This window comes from Salipaludibacillus sp. HK11 (assembly GCF_047795645.1).
Classification (GTDB): Bacteria; Bacillota; Bacilli; order Bacillales; family Salisediminibacteriaceae; genus Salipaludibacillus.
This window is the reverse complement of record NZ_CP181045.1, coordinates 1,436,139-1,452,399: the sequence shown is the minus strand read 5'-3', so window position 1 is coordinate 1,452,399 and position 16,261 is coordinate 1,436,139. Positions and strand designations below refer to the sequence as shown.

At 37.4% G+C, this 16,261-nt stretch carries 19 protein-coding genes; 18 read left to right on the top strand and 1 reads right to left on the bottom strand.

Going from position 1 to position 16,261, the window contains the following annotated elements; genetic code table 11:
- Window positions 1–9 precede the first annotated feature (9 nt).
- The 18 genes from tkt to ACM26V_RS07095 all read left to right on the top strand — a co-directional run bounded on the left by tkt (window position 10) and on the right by ACM26V_RS07095 (window position 15,494).
- Window positions 10–2,007, top strand: coding sequence for a transketolase (tkt, locus tag ACM26V_RS07180; protein WP_416150742.1), 1,998 nt, complete (start codon window positions 10–12; stop codon window positions 2,005–2,007).
- A gap of 249 nt (window positions 2,008–2,256) precedes the next feature.
- Entirely contained in the window at window positions 2,257–2,706 is a 450-nt protein-coding gene (sirA, locus tag ACM26V_RS07175; protein ID WP_416150741.1) for a sporulation inhibitor of replication protein SirA, read from the top strand.
- 127 nt (window positions 2,707–2,833) lie between these two features.
- Window positions 2,834–3,043, top strand: coding sequence for a YneF family protein (locus ACM26V_RS07170; RefSeq protein ID WP_416150740.1), 210 nt, complete (start codon window positions 2,834–2,836; stop codon window positions 3,041–3,043).
- 217 nt (window positions 3,044–3,260) lie between these two features.
- The gene (locus ACM26V_RS07165) at window positions 3,261–4,133 is read left to right on the top strand and encodes a DMT family transporter (protein WP_416150739.1); all 873 of its coding nucleotides are present in this window, start codon (window positions 3,261–3,263) and stop codon (window positions 4,131–4,133) included.
- Between the two features lie 241 nt (window positions 4,134–4,374).
- The gene (locus ACM26V_RS07160) at window positions 4,375–4,983 is read left to right on the top strand and encodes a TetR/AcrR family transcriptional regulator (RefSeq protein WP_416150738.1); all 609 of its coding nucleotides are present in this window, start codon (window positions 4,375–4,377) and stop codon (window positions 4,981–4,983) included.
- Between the two features lie 4 nt (window positions 4,984–4,987).
- Window positions 4,988–5,842, top strand: coding sequence for an ABC transporter ATP-binding protein (locus tag ACM26V_RS07155; RefSeq protein ID WP_416150737.1), 855 nt, complete (start codon window positions 4,988–4,990; stop codon window positions 5,840–5,842).
- Entirely contained in the window at window positions 5,839–6,570 is a 732-nt protein-coding gene (locus tag ACM26V_RS07150) for a hypothetical protein (RefSeq protein ID WP_416150736.1), read from the top strand. The genes ACM26V_RS07155 and ACM26V_RS07150 overlap by 4 nt, the downstream gene beginning before the upstream one ends.
- Window positions 6,567–7,334, top strand: coding sequence for a hypothetical protein (locus ACM26V_RS07145; protein WP_416150735.1), 768 nt, complete (start codon window positions 6,567–6,569; stop codon window positions 7,332–7,334). Before ACM26V_RS07150 ends, ACM26V_RS07145 begins: the two co-directional genes overlap by 4 nt.
- A 241-nt stretch (window positions 7,335–7,575) precedes the next feature.
- Window positions 7,576–7,944 (top strand): ArsR/SmtB family transcription factor, encoded by a 369-nt coding sequence (locus ACM26V_RS07140; RefSeq protein ID WP_416150734.1) that lies wholly within the window; start codon window positions 7,576–7,578, stop codon window positions 7,942–7,944.
- The gene (locus ACM26V_RS07135) at window positions 7,937–10,066 is read left to right on the top strand and encodes a heavy metal translocating P-type ATPase (protein ID WP_416150733.1); all 2,130 of its coding nucleotides are present in this window, start codon (window positions 7,937–7,939) and stop codon (window positions 10,064–10,066) included. The genes ACM26V_RS07140 and ACM26V_RS07135 overlap by 8 nt, the downstream gene beginning before the upstream one ends.
- 272 nt (window positions 10,067–10,338) lie before the next feature.
- Entirely contained in the window at window positions 10,339–11,400 is a 1,062-nt protein-coding gene (gene mnmH / locus ACM26V_RS07130) for a tRNA 2-selenouridine(34) synthase MnmH (RefSeq protein ID WP_416150732.1), read from the top strand.
- 40 nt (window positions 11,401–11,440) lie between these two features.
- Window positions 11,441–11,884 carry an SRPBCC family protein gene (locus tag ACM26V_RS07125; RefSeq protein WP_416150731.1) on the top strand — a complete coding sequence of 148 codons (444 nt, stop codon included), beginning with the start codon at window positions 11,441–11,443 and terminating at the stop codon, window positions 11,882–11,884.
- A gap of 280 nt (window positions 11,885–12,164) precedes the next feature.
- Window positions 12,165–12,488, top strand: a complete 324-nt coding sequence (locus ACM26V_RS07120) for a metal-sensing transcriptional repressor (protein WP_416151813.1) — start codon at window positions 12,165–12,167, stop codon at window positions 12,486–12,488.
- A 127-nt stretch (window positions 12,489–12,615) separates the two neighbouring features.
- Entirely contained in the window at window positions 12,616–12,822 is a 207-nt protein-coding gene (gene copZ, locus ACM26V_RS07115) for a copper chaperone CopZ (RefSeq protein WP_416150730.1), read from the top strand.
- 230 nt (window positions 12,823–13,052) lie between these two features.
- Entirely contained in the window at window positions 13,053–13,544 is a 492-nt protein-coding gene (locus tag ACM26V_RS07110) for a GNAT family N-acetyltransferase (RefSeq protein WP_416150729.1), read from the top strand.
- 81 nt (window positions 13,545–13,625) lie between these two features.
- Window positions 13,626–14,174: a TlpA family protein disulfide reductase gene (locus ACM26V_RS07105; protein ID WP_416150728.1), complete on the top strand. Its 549-nt coding sequence runs from the start codon at window positions 13,626–13,628 to the stop codon at window positions 14,172–14,174.
- Between the two features lies 1 nt (window position 14,175).
- Window positions 14,176–14,790: a hypothetical protein gene (locus tag ACM26V_RS07100; protein ID WP_416150727.1), complete on the top strand. Its 615-nt coding sequence runs from the start codon at window positions 14,176–14,178 to the stop codon at window positions 14,788–14,790.
- A 152-nt stretch (window positions 14,791–14,942) separates the two neighbouring features.
- Window positions 14,943–15,494 carry a CcdC family protein gene (locus ACM26V_RS07095; protein WP_416150726.1) on the top strand — a complete coding sequence of 184 codons (552 nt, stop codon included), beginning with the start codon at window positions 14,943–14,945 and terminating at the stop codon, window positions 15,492–15,494.
- Between the two features lie 16 nt (window positions 15,495–15,510).
- Here the strand turns inward: ACM26V_RS07095 and ACM26V_RS07090 are convergent, their stop codons facing one another.
- The gene (locus tag ACM26V_RS07090; RefSeq protein WP_416151812.1) at window positions 15,511–15,930 is read right to left on the bottom strand and encodes a DUF2621 family protein; all 420 of its coding nucleotides are present in this window, start codon (window positions 15,928–15,930) and stop codon (window positions 15,511–15,513) included.
- Between the last annotated feature and the right edge of the window lie 331 nt (window positions 15,931–16,261).

The window sequence follows — 16,261 nt, the reverse complement described above, 5'->3', positions numbered from 1 at the left end:
TGATATTGTATGTCAACTAACGTTGATAACTTGTCTATTAGTACGATACGTACATTGTCGATTGATGCGATTGAAAAGGCGAATTCTGGTCATCCAGGTATGCCAATGGGAGCTGCCCCGATGGCTTATACGTTGTGGTCGAAGTATATGAACCATAACCCATCAAATCCAGATTGGTTTAACCGAGATCGGTTTATTTTATCTGCCGGTCATGGCTCTATGCTATTATATAGCTTGCTACACCTTCATGGCTACGATGTAAGCATGGATGATTTAAAAGGATTTAGACAGTGGGGAAGTAAAACTCCTGGACACCCTGAATTTGGTCACACAGAAGGAGTTGAAGCAACGACAGGTCCTTTAGGACAAGGTTTTGCTATGTCTGTTGGTTTTGCTATGGCTGAACAACACCTAGCTGCTACATACAATCGTGATGATTATAATGTCGTCGATCACTATACATTTTCTATTTGTGGAGACGGTGATTTAATGGAAGGTGTTTCTGCTGAAGCATCCTCATTAGCAGCGCACTTGAAACTTGGAAAATTAATTGTTATGTATGATTCAAATGATATTTCTTTAGATGGTGATTTACATCATTCTTTTTCCGAGAGTGTTGAAGATCGTTACAAGGCTTATGGATGGCAAGTGATCCGTGTTGAAGACGGAAATGACTTGCAAGAAATTGCAAAAGCAATTGAATCAGCAAAATCGGATGATCGCCCAACATTGATTGAAGTGAAAACGGTCATTGGTTATGGCTCACCAAATAAAAGCGGAAAGTCAGCTTCACACGGTGCTCCACTAGGCGAAGACGAAGTGAAAATGACGAAAGAAGCTTACAAGTGGACATTTGAAGAAGAATTCCATGTTCCGGATGAAGTTCGTGAACATTATAAAGCTCTTGCAGCAGAAGGCGAGAAAAAAGAAGCAGCATGGAATCAAAAGTTTGCGGAGTATAAGAAAGCGCATCCTGAACTTGCAGCTCAATTGGAAACAGCTATGAAAGGTGAACTTCCTGAAGGATGGGATAAAGATGTTCCTATTTACGAAGTAGGAGATAGCTCAGCAACACGCGCATCTAGTGGAGAGGTATTAAATTCCCTTGCGAAAAACGTTCCAAGCATGTTCGGTGGATCTGCGGACTTAGCTGGTTCTAATAAAACAACGATTAATGGCGAAGAGAATTTTTCTCGTGATAATTATTTAGGAAGAAATATATGGTTTGGTGTTCGTGAATTTGCGATGGCAGCAGCTTTAAATGGTATGACTCTTCATGGAGGATTGAAGCCATATGCGGCTACATTCTTTGTGTTCTCAGACTATCTGCGTCCAGCACTCAGACTTTCTTCTCTCATGAAAATACCAGCAACTTACGTATTTACACATGATAGCATTGCTGTTGGTGAAGATGGCCCTACACATGAGCCAGTTGAACAACTAGCTGCGTTAAGAGCGATTCCAGGTGTGTCAGTTCTTCGACCAGCAGATGGAAACGAAGTTGCTGCTTCATGGAAATTAGCGCTTGAAAGCAAGGACCAACCAACTGCGCTAATACTAACTCGTCAAGGGTTGCCAACGCTTCCTGCAACGAAAGAGAAGGCTTATGAAGGAGTCAAAAAAGGTGCTTATGTTGTTTCAGAAGCAAACGGGGATCTTGATGGGATTCTTCTTGCTACTGGATCAGAAGTATCGTTAGCTGTAGATGCGCAACATGCGTTGGAAAAAGAAGGCGTTCACGTATCTGTTGTGAGCATGCCAAGTTGGGATCGCTTTGAAAAGCAATCAGCAGAGTATAAAGAATCTGTTCTTCCTTCAGCTATTAAACGTCGATTAGGTATCGAAATGGCTGTTACACAAGGTTGGGATCGTTACACAGGTGACGAAGGTTCCGTTTTAGGTATTGATACGTTTGGTGCATCTGCTCCTGGAGACGTTATATTGAAAGAATATGGATTTACACCTGAAAATGTTGTAACAAGATTTAAACAATTATTAGAAAAGTAAATATGAAGAATAGAGGCTGTCCCAAAAAAGTAATTTTGGTGGCAGCTTTTTTGTATTTATTGATATGATTTTTACAAGCTAGTAAGAAAATAATCGGTGGTGAACAATATTTAGTGGTCGATAGACAAAACTAGTCATTCTCTCCTGACACATTTTGACAAAAGCTTGACCTTATGTCTTTTATAATAAGGTTATGCAAATTAGGCAAATCAATGAGATCGTTGTGTAAAAATCGGAGAGGATGAAAAGATGAGAAAATATGAAATCGTATTGATGGATGAAGAGGTAGCGTACATGTACAGCGGTATGGAGAAGAAATTATACCAGTTATTTCATGAACATCGTCACTCAAAAGGACTACTCAAAACGATTACAGGTCATCAAATCCGTTACATTACGAAAGACTACGGTCAAACTAACCTAGATAAGTATATCTATGAGTCATTTTTTCATTGTAAAGACTACTCTTATTCTGAAAATACTCATATTTTGACGGGAATGAGAGATCGAAGTTTTGCTCAATTATCGCTAGCCCCTGGGAAAATGACGTTAATATCCCAAGGGAAGATTGATGCCGAGACAAGCTTTTTTGAAGTATTAAGAAACTATCAATCCTTTTTCTTGGCGATCAATTACGAGAAAGAGAAATATGGATGGTTAAAACCTATTCCAGTTATGCATATTATGCAAGAAGGTTAAAAATAGCCCGGAAAATATTCATTGACCCTTTTAAAGTCGGATTTATTCATGTATAATAAATAGGGTTCACAAGAAAATAACTTACTATCCGACAAAGTAGTAGATAGAAGAAGGAGGGTCAACGCCGATGTGGCTATATATTTTAATCGGTGTCATCGCTCTGTTAGCAGGAATCGCGATTGGGTTCTTTATTGCTAGACAGTACATGATGAATTACATGAAGAAAAATCCACCAATTAATGAGAAAATGCTTCGAGTAATGATGATGCAAATGGGTCAGAATCCATCACAGAAGAAGATTAACCAGATGATGAAAGCAATGAATAATCAAAAATAAGAGTCACTACTCCGGGTTTGAAAGGGTACGTGATTCTGTCATTATGTTTGGGCGGTCCTATTTTGAATTACCCTTCTAGGGCATATTCTTTAATGCGTACCCTTTAATTTTGACGAGTTTAAAACCACTTTTTCTGTTGGGAGTTTTCCAATGAAAGGTGGTTTTTTGTGTTTGAAATTTGATAGTAGACAGTATACATATAAGATGGGGGAGTCATATGGCAGAAGCTGAAGTGGGAAACAAACCGCAACGGATAGGACTATTGCTAACCATATCTATCATTTCAATATCTTTTGCAGCAATATTTGTGAAATGGTCCGATGCTCCAGCGACAATCATAAGTATGTACCGGATGTACTTAGCATGTTTATTACTCTTACCAATTGTTATTCTCAAAAGAAAAGATATGTTGCTTTTAACGAAAAAAGATTGGTTTACTTTATCTTTTGCAGGGATTTTCTTAGCTTTACATTTCGCTTTGTGGTTTGGTTCTTTAAAATTAACGACGGTAGCTAGTTCGACGGTTATTCTAGCCTTACAACCAATCGTTGCTTTATTTGGAGGATACATAGTTTACAAAGAAAGGGCTAACCTCTCATCGGTATTAACCATCGCTGTCGCTTTTATTGGAGTAGTGATGATCGGTTTGGGAGATTTAGGCTTAAGTAGATCTGCCCTTATTGGTGACTTACTCTCCTTTTTAAGTGTGATAGCTATTGTCGCTTATTTGTTAATTGGCCAAAAAACAGTCAGAAAAATTTCGCATTGGATCTATAGTTTTTATGTGTTTTTTTTCGCAGCACTTGCTTTGACTATCTATAATATTATTACTCAAGTTCCTCTAGGAGGTTACGCATCAGATGAATGGAAGATATTTATTTTATTAGCGATTCTTCCGACAATCGCTCATGTGATCTACAATCATTTGTTGAAATATGTCAATACCTCAACGATATCTATGAGCATATTAGGGGAACCAGTGGGGGCAACGATTTTAGCAGTCATTATATTAGGTGAGAGTATCACAATTACACAATTAACAGGAGGATTTTTTATTCTAATTGGAGTATTTCTATTTTTAAGAAGATAAATATTATCATGTATGTATCTATGTCACTAAAATTATGGAACCTATTGTAGGAGTTGGTGCTGCAATAGGTTTTTATTATTCATGTGTCTCTGTAAAATCTTTTGCGCCAGCTCGTACGATAAAAACTGAAGCATTCTATGTTTGCGAAAATTAGTTGACTATCCTTTAAGTGTCTGATTTAATGAATTTATGAATAAGAATATAATTTGTTCATATGTTTTTAATGTTGGGAGGATGGTTAATGGCACCTAGAGGATTTAATAAAGACGAAGCTCAACGTATTGAGGAGCAGCTCGTTAAGGTGGGAAAAGATAAGTTTGAAACGATCGGCCTAAAAAAAACAAGCATTAGGGACTTAACAGAAGAAGTCGGTATTTCCCTTGGTTCTTTTTATAAATTTTTTGATTCCAAGGAACTGTTATATTTTCGTATACTTGAGCAAGAGGAAGAAGCAATTCAAGCTGAACTTATTAGAGAATTTGAATCTATCGCACAAATGAATGCAGCGCACTTCGCTTCTGTTCTTTTAAAAGCGTTTAAACTTATTGAACAGAGGCCGATTCTCTATCGCATAATAGTGACTGATGATTATGAAGTATTAGTCAGAAAGCTTCCTTCAGAAGTCATTCATGCTCATGCAGAGCAAGATACACTTAACTTTTCTCCGTTATTTCAGTATTGGCAAGAACAGGGTATCATGGATCGATCGTTGTCTCACGAGGTCATTAGCGGTTCGTTAAGAGCTATATTCCTTCTATTGACTCACCAAAAAGAAATTGGTGAAGATGTATTCAACGACAGCTTTCAGTTCATGATTCATGCAATTGCAGAGAAAATATTCAAGGAGTGAGCTCATGATCGAATTAAAAAATTTATACTATTCATATCCGTCAGCCCATCTGCAAGCGATAAATGGGATAAATGTCTCTATAAAAAAAGGCGAAATATTCGGTTTTCTCGGTCCATCAGGTGCAGGAAAAAGCACATTACAAAAAATTCTCATAGGTGTTTTAAAAGGTTATGAAGGAACAGTAACAGTCATGAATCAAGAAATATCCAATCATACAGCCGACTTTTATGAAAAACTCGGTATAGCTTTTGAAACACCTGACTTTTATCAGAAATTTACGGCACGTGAGAACTTAGAATTCTTTCTCTCTTTTTATAAAAAAAGAGAGATTGACCTTGAGGAGTTAATGGAGAAAGTAGGTCTCGATGGAAAAGAGGACATTCGTGTTTCTGATTATTCTAAAGGGATGCATATGCGGTTAAATATTTGCCGAGCTCTGTTACATGATCCAGAATTGATTTTTCTTGATGAACCGACGGCTGGTTTAGACCCGGTCAATGTCCAAAAGGTAAAGGAATTGATTCGCGAAAAGCAGAACCAAGGGAAGACAATTATTCTTAATACGCATAATATGCATGTGGCTGACAGCTTGTGTGATAGAGTCGCCTTCATCGTTGATGGTGAAATAAATGAAGTTGATGCACCTGCCAAATTGAAAGCCTCTCATCAGGAGAACAAACTATCTATTGTTCATGGGAATTCCTCGAACTTCAAAACGGACCACTTCCCCTTAACTGGGTTAGCTGAAAACACACGGTTTCAAGAAATACTCCGTTCAAACTCGATTCAAAAAATAGAAACACCTGAGAAAACTTTAGAAGAAGTGTTTATCGAAGTAACGGGGAGGTCGCTCCAATGATCGGTCGTTTACTGTTACAAGATATCCGTTTTCAGTACCGCCACGGTTTTTATTACGTGTATGCATTCGTTACAGTTGTCTATATCGCGTTACTGCTATGGGTTCCACTTGACGCGAGACCTTTTTGGAGTGTCCTAATTATATTTACCGATCCTGGTACGTTCGGCTTCTTTTTTGTAGGTACAATTATTATGCTCGAACGAAATCAGCAATTGCTCACGTATCTCTTCGTAACACCTGCAAAACTGTGGCACTATTTGGTCGCAAAAATAGTCTCATTAACACTGATCGCCTTGCTTACCGGTTTACTTATTGCATTCGTCTCTTTAGGAACGTCGGTCTCTTTCCTATGGCTAACTCTATCGCTAATTTTATGTAGTCTGTTTTTTACGTCGGTGGGTTTAATTATCTCACCAGACGCCGGTTCGCTAAACCACTTCATGTTCCGTGCTATCGTATTGATGGTTGTTTTGTTCACTCCTGTTCTTTACTATGTTGATTGGTTATCCTGGAATTTTCTTCAGTTAACACCGACCTACTCAGCTCTTTTCCTGCTGAGGGTCGCTGTAAACGGAGGCGTAACAGAAGATGGGATGTCGTGGTTGCCAATCATTAATCATATAGTACTTCTCTTAGGTTGGTCTATTATTGCATTTTTTCTAGCTTATAAGCGCTTTTATACGTTTATTATTGCCAGGACAGGTGACGGAAAGAAGGTGTCTATATGAGGAGTATTAATCGAAAGTTCTCATTGGAAACATTTCAAACGTTTATCCGTGGCGATGCCATGAACATTCTTCGTGATCCCTTAATGCAATTGATAATGTTTGTACCAGTTTTAATGGTCCTGTTAGTACTGTTTGGAATTCCTTACTTAGATGAGATTATTACTGATTATACAGCCTTCCGCGTAACAGCTCACTCAGAAGTAATTTCCGCTTTAGTCATTCTTATGACGCCAATGATGGTATCGATGGTGACGGGATTTTTGCTATTGGATGAAAAAGATGAGGGGATTATATCGTATATGGGAATCACCCCTCTTGGCAAGAATGGGTATCTTCAATATCGAATGTCTATGCCCGGATTATTGGCCTGTTTGATATCCCTTATAATTGCGGTTGTTTTACTTTTCGGGAACAGCATTAATTGGTTTTACCTCTTCTTTTCCATTGCGATGGCATCGTTAATTAGCCCTTTGTTAACGATGTATTTAGCTACGCTAGCAAAAAATAAAGTAGAGGGCATGGCCTATGCTAAATTAATCTCATTGTTGATGGTTGCTCCGTTAATAAGTTACTTAAGTGATTCACCTTGGACAATTATCACCTATTTAATCCCGATTACCTGGGGAGCTGAGGCTATTTACGCTGGAATTACCAATTCAACATTTGGTGCGATAACAAACTGGTGGCTGCTGATTATAGGTGGACTGGTTATCCATTCATTCTTTATCGCATACTTTCATTCTCATTTTAAGAAATCAATTTAGGGAAGATGGCTACTCGTAAAACGCGCTCCTTGAGCCTCATAGGATAGGGGACCCAATATCGAATAGGAAAAGTCATTACGTTTTTTCTTAAACATTGTACAAGTATGAGAAGGTTATCCTGACATCCGGGATAACCTTTTTGCTTTTTAATAATAATCATTCAAACGAACACTTGAATATAAAATAGAAAAGAGTATACTTATATTCAAATAGATATTTGAATGAATGGAGTGAAGGTCAAATGAGTACAAAAGATACTTGTGATATTTATTGTTATGACGAGGAAAAAGTTAATCGAATCCAAGGAGAATTGGAAAAGGAAGATCTCTCTAGCGTTTCTCAGTTATTTAAAGCACTTGCAGATGAAAATAGAGCAAAGATTTCTTATGCGCTTTGCCAAGATGGAGAGCTGTGCGTATGTGATATTGCTAATATTATTGGGTCTTCTATTGCGACAGCTTCCCACCACTTACGAACGCTCCGAAAACAGGGGATAGTAAAGTATCGGAAAGAAGGAAAATTAGCGTTTTATTCCCTAGATGATGAGCATATAAAACAGCTAATTGTTATTGCGTTGGTGCACAAAAAAGAGGTAAAAGAGCATGTCTGAGAAAATAAATAAAAAAACAGAACAAGAAGTGAAGACGTATCGTGTTCAAGGATTCACCTGAACAGGCTGTGCGAAAACGTTCGAGGAGAACGTGGAACACCTGGATGGTGTTTCTAGTGCAAAAGTGAATTTTGCCGCTTCTAAAATAACGGTTACTGGTCAGACAACCATTGAAGCACTTGAAACGGCAGGTGCTTTTGAAAACTTGAAATTGCGTGATGAAAAGGAAAGATTAGTGAAACGAACACCGTTTTGGAAACAAAAAGAAACGATCAAAGTATACATTTCAGCAATCATCCTTATAATTAGTTGGTTCTTAGGAGAGCAGTATGGAGAGAGTATCCTTCCGACGATTGGTTTTGCAGCAGCGATTTTAATTGGAGGATATTCACTGTTTATTAAAGGATTTAAAAATCTAATCAAACTTAAATTTGATATGAATACACTTATGACTGTTGCTATTTTGGGCGCGGCGATCATTGGTGAATGGGGAGAAGGAGCAACTGTTGTTATTCTCTTTGCTATAAGTGAAGCATTAGAACGATATTCCATGAATAAGTCCCGTCAATCTATTGAAGCGTTAATGGATATTGCTCCAAAAGAAGCACTAATAAAGCGTGACAATAAAGAAATGATGGTTCACGTTGACGATATTCAAATTAATGACGTGATGATTGTGAAACCTGGTCAAAAACTAGCGATGGACGGCGAAGTTATCAGAGGTACTTCAACATTAAATCAGGCAGCTATTACAGGAGAAAGTGTTCCAGTAACAAAGACAGTTACGGACGAAGTATTTGCAGGTACATTGAATGAAGAAGGACTATTAGAAGTCATAGTAACAAAACAAGTGGAAGATACAACGTTAGCCAAAATCATTCATTTAGTAGAAGAAGCTCAAGCAGAAAAAGCGCCTTCTCAAGCATTTGTTGATAGATTCGCGAAATATTATACACCAGCAATCATCGTTTTAGCTTTATTAATCGCTATCGTTCCGCCAATACTGGGGGCTGATTGGAGTTTATGGATTTATCAAGGATTAGCTGTGTTAGTAGTTGGTTGTCCTTGTGCTCTAGTTGTCTCCACGCCAGTTGCTGTTGTTACTGCAATTGGTAATGCAGCGAGAAACGGTATATTAATTAAGGGTGGTATTCATTTAGAAGAAGCAGGTCATTTAAAGGTTATTGCATTTGATAAAACAGGTACACTTACAAAAGGTGTTCCAGAAGTAACAGATGTTGTGATGGTACAGGGAAAAGAAGATGAATGGTTGACAATTACAGCAGCTATTGAAAAAGGGTCACAACATCCACTTGCTTCAGCTATTACGCGAAAAGCAGAAGAAAATGGTTTGAATATTAATAGTGTCGCTGTTGAAGAATTTCAATCGATGACAGGTAAGGGAGTAAAAGCGAAAGTAAATAATAAAATTTATTATGTAGGCAGTCCAACCCTTTTTGAAGAATTACATCTATCAATCGAAAGCTCTACGAGAGAAAAAATCAATCATCTGCAAATACAAGGGAAAACGGTGATGATATTAGGAAATGAAAATGAAATCCTTTTATTAATTGCTGTAGCAGATGAAGTGAGAGAATCAGCAACAGCTGCTATTCGTAAACTACATCAACTTGGAATTGAAAAAACAGTGATGCTTACTGGCGATAACCGAAGGACGGCAGCGGCGATTGGGAAAGAAGTTGGCATAACAGATATGAAAGCCGATTTACTTCCGGAAGATAAGTTAAACGTTGTTAGAGCCCTTCGTGAAAAGCATCGAAGTGTTGCAATGGTTGGAGATGGAGTAAACGATGCACCTGCACTTGCGGCTTCTTCCGTTGGTGTGGCGATGGGTGGTGCTGGAACGGACACGGCATTAGAAACGGCTGATATCGCATTAATGTCTGATGATTTAAATAAATTATCGTATACAATCAAATTAAGTAAAAAAGCGTTAAGGATCATCAAACAAAACATTGGCTTCTCTTTAGGAATTAAATTAGTAGCTTTACTGTTAGTAATACCTGGTTGGTTAACTCTATGGATTGCGATATTTGCTGATATGGGAGCGACATTGCTTGTAACATTAAACAGCTTAAGGTTATTGAAGGTTAAAAAATAAATTTTGATTAATATGGCTAGGAGTTAGACTAGATATATATTTCTAGGTTATTAGACATTTATCGAGTATTATGGTATATTTCACTTAGCGGAAGAGTCGTATATAAACTGATGAAACGTTGATATATCAACGTTTTGAACCATAAGAGTGATGAATAATAAAAAATTGAATTGACACTCCGTTAAGGGGTGTTTTTTATATTTATGGTAGTCGGGAAATTGTTATAAATACAAATATAGTAACTAATTATAATGAAACAGGTGAATACATACATGCAAAATTTTACATTTCCTTCACTCGCTTACGAGGAACTAGACTCTCAGAAACATTATGTCTTGGACGTGCGATCACCGTCGGAATACAGTGAATTTCATTTGCCAAATAGTGTTAATGTACCGTTGTTTTCTGATGAAGAAAGAAAGCAAATCGGCACCTTATATAAACAAGAAAGTCCAGAAAAAGCAAAAGAAGTCGGGATTGAAATTTACTCAGGTAAGCTTCCAAAGTTTTATAAAAAGTGGATTGAATTACAAGATGAACACCCAGAGAAAACACCTGTCATCATGTGTGCAAGAGGTGGAATGAGGAGCGGGTCATTTGTATCAATGATGCTTGCAATGAACTTATCTGTTCTTCAGTTAGAAGGCGGCATTCGATCTGCTCGCAAATATGTGCAAAGAAAACTTGAAGAGTTTGCAGAGCTCAACTGGACAACAATCGTATTAGGTGGACATACAGGGACCGGAAAAACAAAGTGGTTAATTGAACTAAAAGAGCGCGGTTATCCAGTAATTGATTTAGAAGGATTAGCAAACCATCGAGGGTCTGTGTTTGGACACATTGGTAAAGCGCATAGAAGTCAAAAACAATTCGAGTTTCAATTGGTCACCGAATTAACTAAAATCGTTCATAAGCAAACGATGATTATTGAAGCTGAAAGTCAGAGGATAGGACGCATTGTTCTACCTGAATTCATTTTAGAAGAAAAAGAACGAGGAATTGTGATTCATATAGAGGATCGCATCGAACGAAGAGTGAATCATATTATGGAAGACTACCTTCCATTCGAATATGCTGATGAGATTGCACAAGGTGTGAATAAAATCAAAAAGAGAATGCCAACAGATATAAAGGCTCGAGTAGAGGAAACACTCGAAAAACAGCAATACGAATTACTATTTGAAATCTTGCTACTCCATTATTATGACCCTAAGTATGACCATAAAAATCAAGATTATGAAAGAAGTGAAGAGCAGAACATTATCAAATTGAACGATTTTGATGAAACAGAGATTACGTCCGTTATTCAAGAGAAGGTAGACGTCTACTTGTAGAATTTGCAATTAAACATATTGAAAAGGTGGTGATCGGATTATGAGTGATTTTATTCAAAAAGAAGTAATTGATTGTCAGCTTGCTGACGTTTTCGAGACGGTAGCTGACCCAAAAAATGCTGCTAAAATATTTTTGAATGTAGAAGAGGTTGAAGCACAAAATGAAAAGGAGAGGCAGGTTGGTGCATCTTATCGCGAGTATCGCCAGCTAACAAACCGACGCGTAGGTACTGACATTGAAATTACTTGTTATGATCGAAATCAAGCCTATTGTTTCAAGAGTTTATCAAAAGGGTTGCATGTAGAGTATTGTTATACGTTCTCCGAGGCCGAAGATGGGAAGACGAATGTGAGGTTTGAAGGGACCGTTTATCCAGAGAAGTGGATATTGAAGTTAGCTAAACCGTTGCTAGTGAAAATGTTAAAGAAAGAAGACCAAAACCACTTAACATATGTGAAAAGGTACATGGAAGGTACAGAATAAGCTGATCTCTTGCCAGTTTTGGAGGGGTTGGTTTCTTTTTTTATGTTCTTAAATCGGGATGTGTGGGGTTTATGCTGAAATGTGGCCACTTTGTGCACAAAAATGGTGTGACTATGCTGAAGGAATGCGGTTCTATGCACAAAAATCATCGCTCTATGCTGAAATTAGAATGACTATCAATTCATTAAAGCTCAGCTGGCGACAATTAAGTGAAGTTTATTGACAAATATACTTACCGGGGGTATGGTATATGTATAAACAAAATGATGAGGTGACTACGATGGACGAAAAATTCACCATTCCTCTTACACCAGAAAAGGTGCCAGTCAAGATGAGGACAGAAGAGGAAAAAAAACAATTAGTTTCACGTTTAAAGCGTGTTGAGGGACAAGTGAGAGGCATTCAAAAAATGATAGATGAAGAACGATACTGCGTTGATATTCTCGTTCAAGTGTCAGCAATTAATGCCGCTTTGAAAAAAGTTGGCTATCAGTTATTAGAGGACCATACTCGTGGTTGTGTCACAAATGCTGTTCAATCAGGGGATGGGGAAGAAACAATCGACGAATTGATGAAAGTGATTCAACAATTCTCGAAGTCGTAAAAGAGGTGAAGACGACATGTACATCTTGTTCATCACCAATTGAAAAGCGTTGAACAAACAAGATGGTGCAAAGCTTTGGTAAACTTGACGATGGAGAAAATATTATATTTAAAGGAGAGATAAAAGAATGAAAAAAGAAACAATTCAAGTAGATGGTATGACATGTGGACACTGTAAGGCGTCAGTAGAGGGTGCATTAAATAACGTGAAGGGTGTATCAAAAGCAGAAGTGAATTTAGACGCAAAAAACGTAGCTGTCGAATTTAACGATGGTGAAGTAACGATTGCTAAGTTGAAGGAAGAAATTGAAGAACAGGGCTATGACGTTCAATAAGTAAATTTAAAAGATCAACAAGTTGTAAAATTTGTTGATCTTTTTTTACTTTAAGAATGTTTAACTTCGATAATTGATTAAAGTATAAGATAAACGAAGGCTTTCGCCATGAAGGACTTGGCGACAAGCCAAGTTTTTCTAACGGTTCGTCTATTTCATGAAATAAAACCTGTTAAAATATAAATATGTATCTATAAAAAATAAAGCAGGTGTTGAAAATCGAAAATAGAATGCGTATTGACAAAATGTTAAAAGAAGACTGGGAGCAAGTTCGTCAAGTTTACCTTGAAGGAATTGCGACTGGAAATGCTACTTTCCAAAGAGAAGCGCCTTCTTGGGAAGTATGGGACAATGATCATTTAGATGAATGTAGAATCGTTGTACGTTCTGGAGCGGAAGTGTTAGGTTGGGCTGCGTTAACTCCAACCTCAAATAGATGTGTTTATGCCGGTGTTGCAGAAGTTAGCATTTATGTTGGACAGAAAAGTGCAGGAAAAGGGATTGGAAGTGCACTTCTAAAATCATTAATTGAAAAAAGTGAACAAAGCGGATTTTGGACGCTACAGTCCGGTGTTTTTCCTGAAAATATCCCAAGCATGAAGTTACATAAAAAATATGGTTTTAAGGAAGTTGGCCGGCGAGAGCGCATTGGCAAAATGGATGATGTGTGGCGTGATGTAATCTTGTTAGAAAGAAGAAGCGATGATGGTAGATTTGAATAATAGCTGAGAGTCCTCTAATTCTTTATTTTCATGATATACTATATACCTGTATGCGTATTATGAAAAGTAGGTGAGCAGGAAATGGTTCAAATTAGAAGAGTGATATTTATCGTGATGATTGTCTCAGTTGGAGGCTTTTTATGGCTTGCTCAAGAACAACAAAATTTTGAAAGAGGAGCGATCGGATCTGTCGCCCATGCGCAACCAGGTCATCAAGCACCAAGTTTTAAAGCAAAAACATTTTTGGGCGAAGATTTTCAGTTGGATCAAGCGAGAAAAAGCGGAATAGTGCTTTATTTTTGGACATCATGGTGTCCGTATTGCCAAGCGTCCAGTGAAGCAATAGAAGAAGCGTATCAAACTTACGGAAATGAGATAAATATGATTGGAGTAAACGCAGGACAGCACGATCGAAGGTCTGACGCGGAACAATTTATTGAACGAAATGACCTTCATTTCATCAATGTTGTTGATGAGAATGGTGCAATTTCAAGCAATTATTTTGTGCCACCTGTTCCAACAACCGTGTTTATTGATCAAAATGGGATCATTGTACATCGAAAGACGGGAGCGATTTCTTCAACGGAACTAGAAGCGGAAATAGAGTCATTGTTAAAGGGGGAATCATAACGTGTTTCATCCACTAACAACATGGTCGCTAGGTCCGTTAACGGTGTCCGTTGAACTTCTGTTTCTCGTGATTGCAGGAATCGTAGGTTTAGCGACTGTTTCCATGTACTTGAAACGAAAATCTGTTGAAGACCATGAGGCGATGTTAGATAAAGTTTCATTGGTATTTATTATTTGGGTGCTTGTATTTAAACTTTGGCCATTTGTTTTGGAACCGGGATTATTGACAGATATGAGAAATGTGATCTATTTTTCTGGGGGGCCTTGGTCCATTGAAACAGCTACTGGACTGGCGTTCGGACTGCTCTTGTATTTTTATATACGTAAAAAGTGGTCATTCGATATGTGGGAAGCTATGATCGTAGGTCTGTTTGTAGCAATGATTTTCTTCAATGTGTTTGTACGTGAGATGGGGACTTTATCACCTTGGCCTTTTGGTTATAAAATCGGAGGCGAATTCGTTCATCCTGTCAATTTATATCTTGTATGGTTGTACATTTTGGCGTTACTTGGTGCTACCGTATTTTTTAAAGCAAAAACGGGATATGGTCGATGTATCTATTTAATCATCTCACTCGGTTTCATTTACATACTTATTTCTCCCTTTAACGCTTAATAAGGCTGATGGTGTCTGAATGTGGTATACTTTAAATTGTTTAACTTCGCAAAAAGATTAAAGTATAAGATAAACGAAGGCTTTCGGCATAAAGGGCTTGGCGACAAGCCAAGTTTTCGAATAATATTTGAAATGCATTACTAGTAGGTGGGATGAACATGTCAATATACGCAATTGTATTTATGGTTTTAGCCTTTTTCATGGCGATATTTGCCTTGTTTGTGCGCATGAAGGCGATGGAAAAACCAGCGAACACGAAAAAAATTCTTATACCACCGTTGGCTATGTCCACCGGATTTCTTATGTTTGTTTATCCACCTGTACGTGAAATTACTTCGCTTGAAGTGATTGAAGCTTTCGCTGTAGGTATGTTATTTTCCATTATTCTAATTAAGACGTCCTCATTTGAAATTCGAGGGAAAGATATTTATATGAAGCGTTCGAAGGCTTTTTTGTTTATTTTACTAGGGCTTTTAACTTTACGAATTGTAGTCAAATTAGCATTAGATACTTATTTCGATTTTGAAGTTCTTGCTGGTATGTTTTTCATTCTAGCTTTTGGAATGATTTTGCCATGGAGAATAGCAATGTACGTGAAATTCAAAGAAGTAGAAAAACAGCTTAATTTTTACAAGGCAGAAATGCAATCAAACCATGTCTTGAAAACAAAAAAAACCAACTCTTTAGATGGTCACACATCGTAAGGGTTGGTTTTTTTTGCTAAGATGATTGACGAAAGTATTCCTCATAAGGCTTGGCGTCGATCTTCTTTTCTTTTAGTTTTTTTCTTAAAAACTTATGATCACGCTTTGGAGTTGCTATGATGTAACCTCTAATGATTAAGGCCTCATGCATCTCACTCGCATTTTCCTCCATGGCAAGTTCACCAATTTTACCAGCAATTTTTAGCTTGGCGATTTCACGGAAGAGCTCAGGAACTGGATCAACCAATTCATTCAAAAACTTTTTCTGATCGTCTGTCCATAAGTGGAGTGTTTCGTTTATATAGTAATCTTGCCAATCCAAGATCGATTTCCCATCTTCTTTTGGCATTTTCTTAAGAAACTTTCGGAACATGAAATAACCACCGATAGAGACAAGAATAAAGATCATCAGTGACCATAACGCTATAAACCACATAAAAATATCTCCTGCCACAGATAAACACCTCTTTCCATCCCATCTATCATTTTACGATACTTCTGCTCTTCTGAAAAGAAAAACTGCGTGTTTTTAACAAAATAATCAATACAACAGTGTGAGATACTCATGTAAGCTTATATTATAACGATTAACTTACATAACTAAAAGGTGAATACTATGTCTAAATGAAATGAGTATTTATATTTGGATTCGCTCTTTTTTTACTGATCATTGCACTAATTTTTAATAACATTTTTCCATAAAAAGGGGAATTACCAGTGGTCAGTACTTGGATAAGTCTTTTTCTGGTTTTGCCATTCCTTATTTT

Coding starts and splice junctions, on each gene's coding strand:
- ACM26V_RS07165 (WP_416150739.1), top strand. CDS start 3,261: ATGGCAGAAGCTGAAGTGGGAAACAAACCGCAACGGATAGGACTATTG.
- ACM26V_RS07105 (WP_416150728.1), top strand. CDS start 13,626: ATGGTTCAAATTAGAAGAGTGATATTTATCGTGATGATTGTCTCAGTT.
- ACM26V_RS07160 (WP_416150738.1), top strand. CDS start 4,375: ATGGCACCTAGAGGATTTAATAAAGACGAAGCTCAACGTATTGAGGAG.
- sirA (WP_416150741.1), top strand. CDS start 2,257: ATGAGAAAATATGAAATCGTATTGATGGATGAAGAGGTAGCGTACATG.
- ACM26V_RS07155 (WP_416150737.1), top strand. CDS start 4,988: ATGATCGAATTAAAAAATTTATACTATTCATATCCGTCAGCCCATCTG.
- ACM26V_RS07125 (WP_416150731.1), top strand. CDS start 11,441: ATGAGTGATTTTATTCAAAAAGAAGTAATTGATTGTCAGCTTGCTGAC.
- ACM26V_RS07140 (WP_416150734.1), top strand. CDS start 7,576: ATGAGTACAAAAGATACTTGTGATATTTATTGTTATGACGAGGAAAAA.
- mnmH (WP_416150732.1), top strand. CDS start 10,339: ATGCAAAATTTTACATTTCCTTCACTCGCTTACGAGGAACTAGACTCT.
- ACM26V_RS07095 (WP_416150726.1), top strand. CDS start 14,943: ATGAACATGTCAATATACGCAATTGTATTTATGGTTTTAGCCTTTTTC.
- ACM26V_RS07150 (WP_416150736.1), top strand. CDS start 5,839: ATGATCGGTCGTTTACTGTTACAAGATATCCGTTTTCAGTACCGCCAC.
- ACM26V_RS07090 (WP_416151812.1), bottom strand. CDS start 15,930: ATGTGGTTTATAGCGTTATGGTCACTGATGATCTTTATTCTTGTCTCT.
- copZ (WP_416150730.1), top strand. CDS start 12,616: ATGAAAAAAGAAACAATTCAAGTAGATGGTATGACATGTGGACACTGT.
- ACM26V_RS07120 (WP_416151813.1), top strand. CDS start 12,165: ATGGACGAAAAATTCACCATTCCTCTTACACCAGAAAAGGTGCCAGTC.
- tkt (WP_416150742.1), top strand. CDS start 10: ATGTCAACTAACGTTGATAACTTGTCTATTAGTACGATACGTACATTG.
- ACM26V_RS07145 (WP_416150735.1), top strand. CDS start 6,567: ATGAGGAGTATTAATCGAAAGTTCTCATTGGAAACATTTCAAACGTTT.
- ACM26V_RS07110 (WP_416150729.1), top strand. CDS start 13,053: ATGCGTATTGACAAAATGTTAAAAGAAGACTGGGAGCAAGTTCGTCAA.
- ACM26V_RS07170 (WP_416150740.1), top strand. CDS start 2,834: ATGTGGCTATATATTTTAATCGGTGTCATCGCTCTGTTAGCAGGAATC.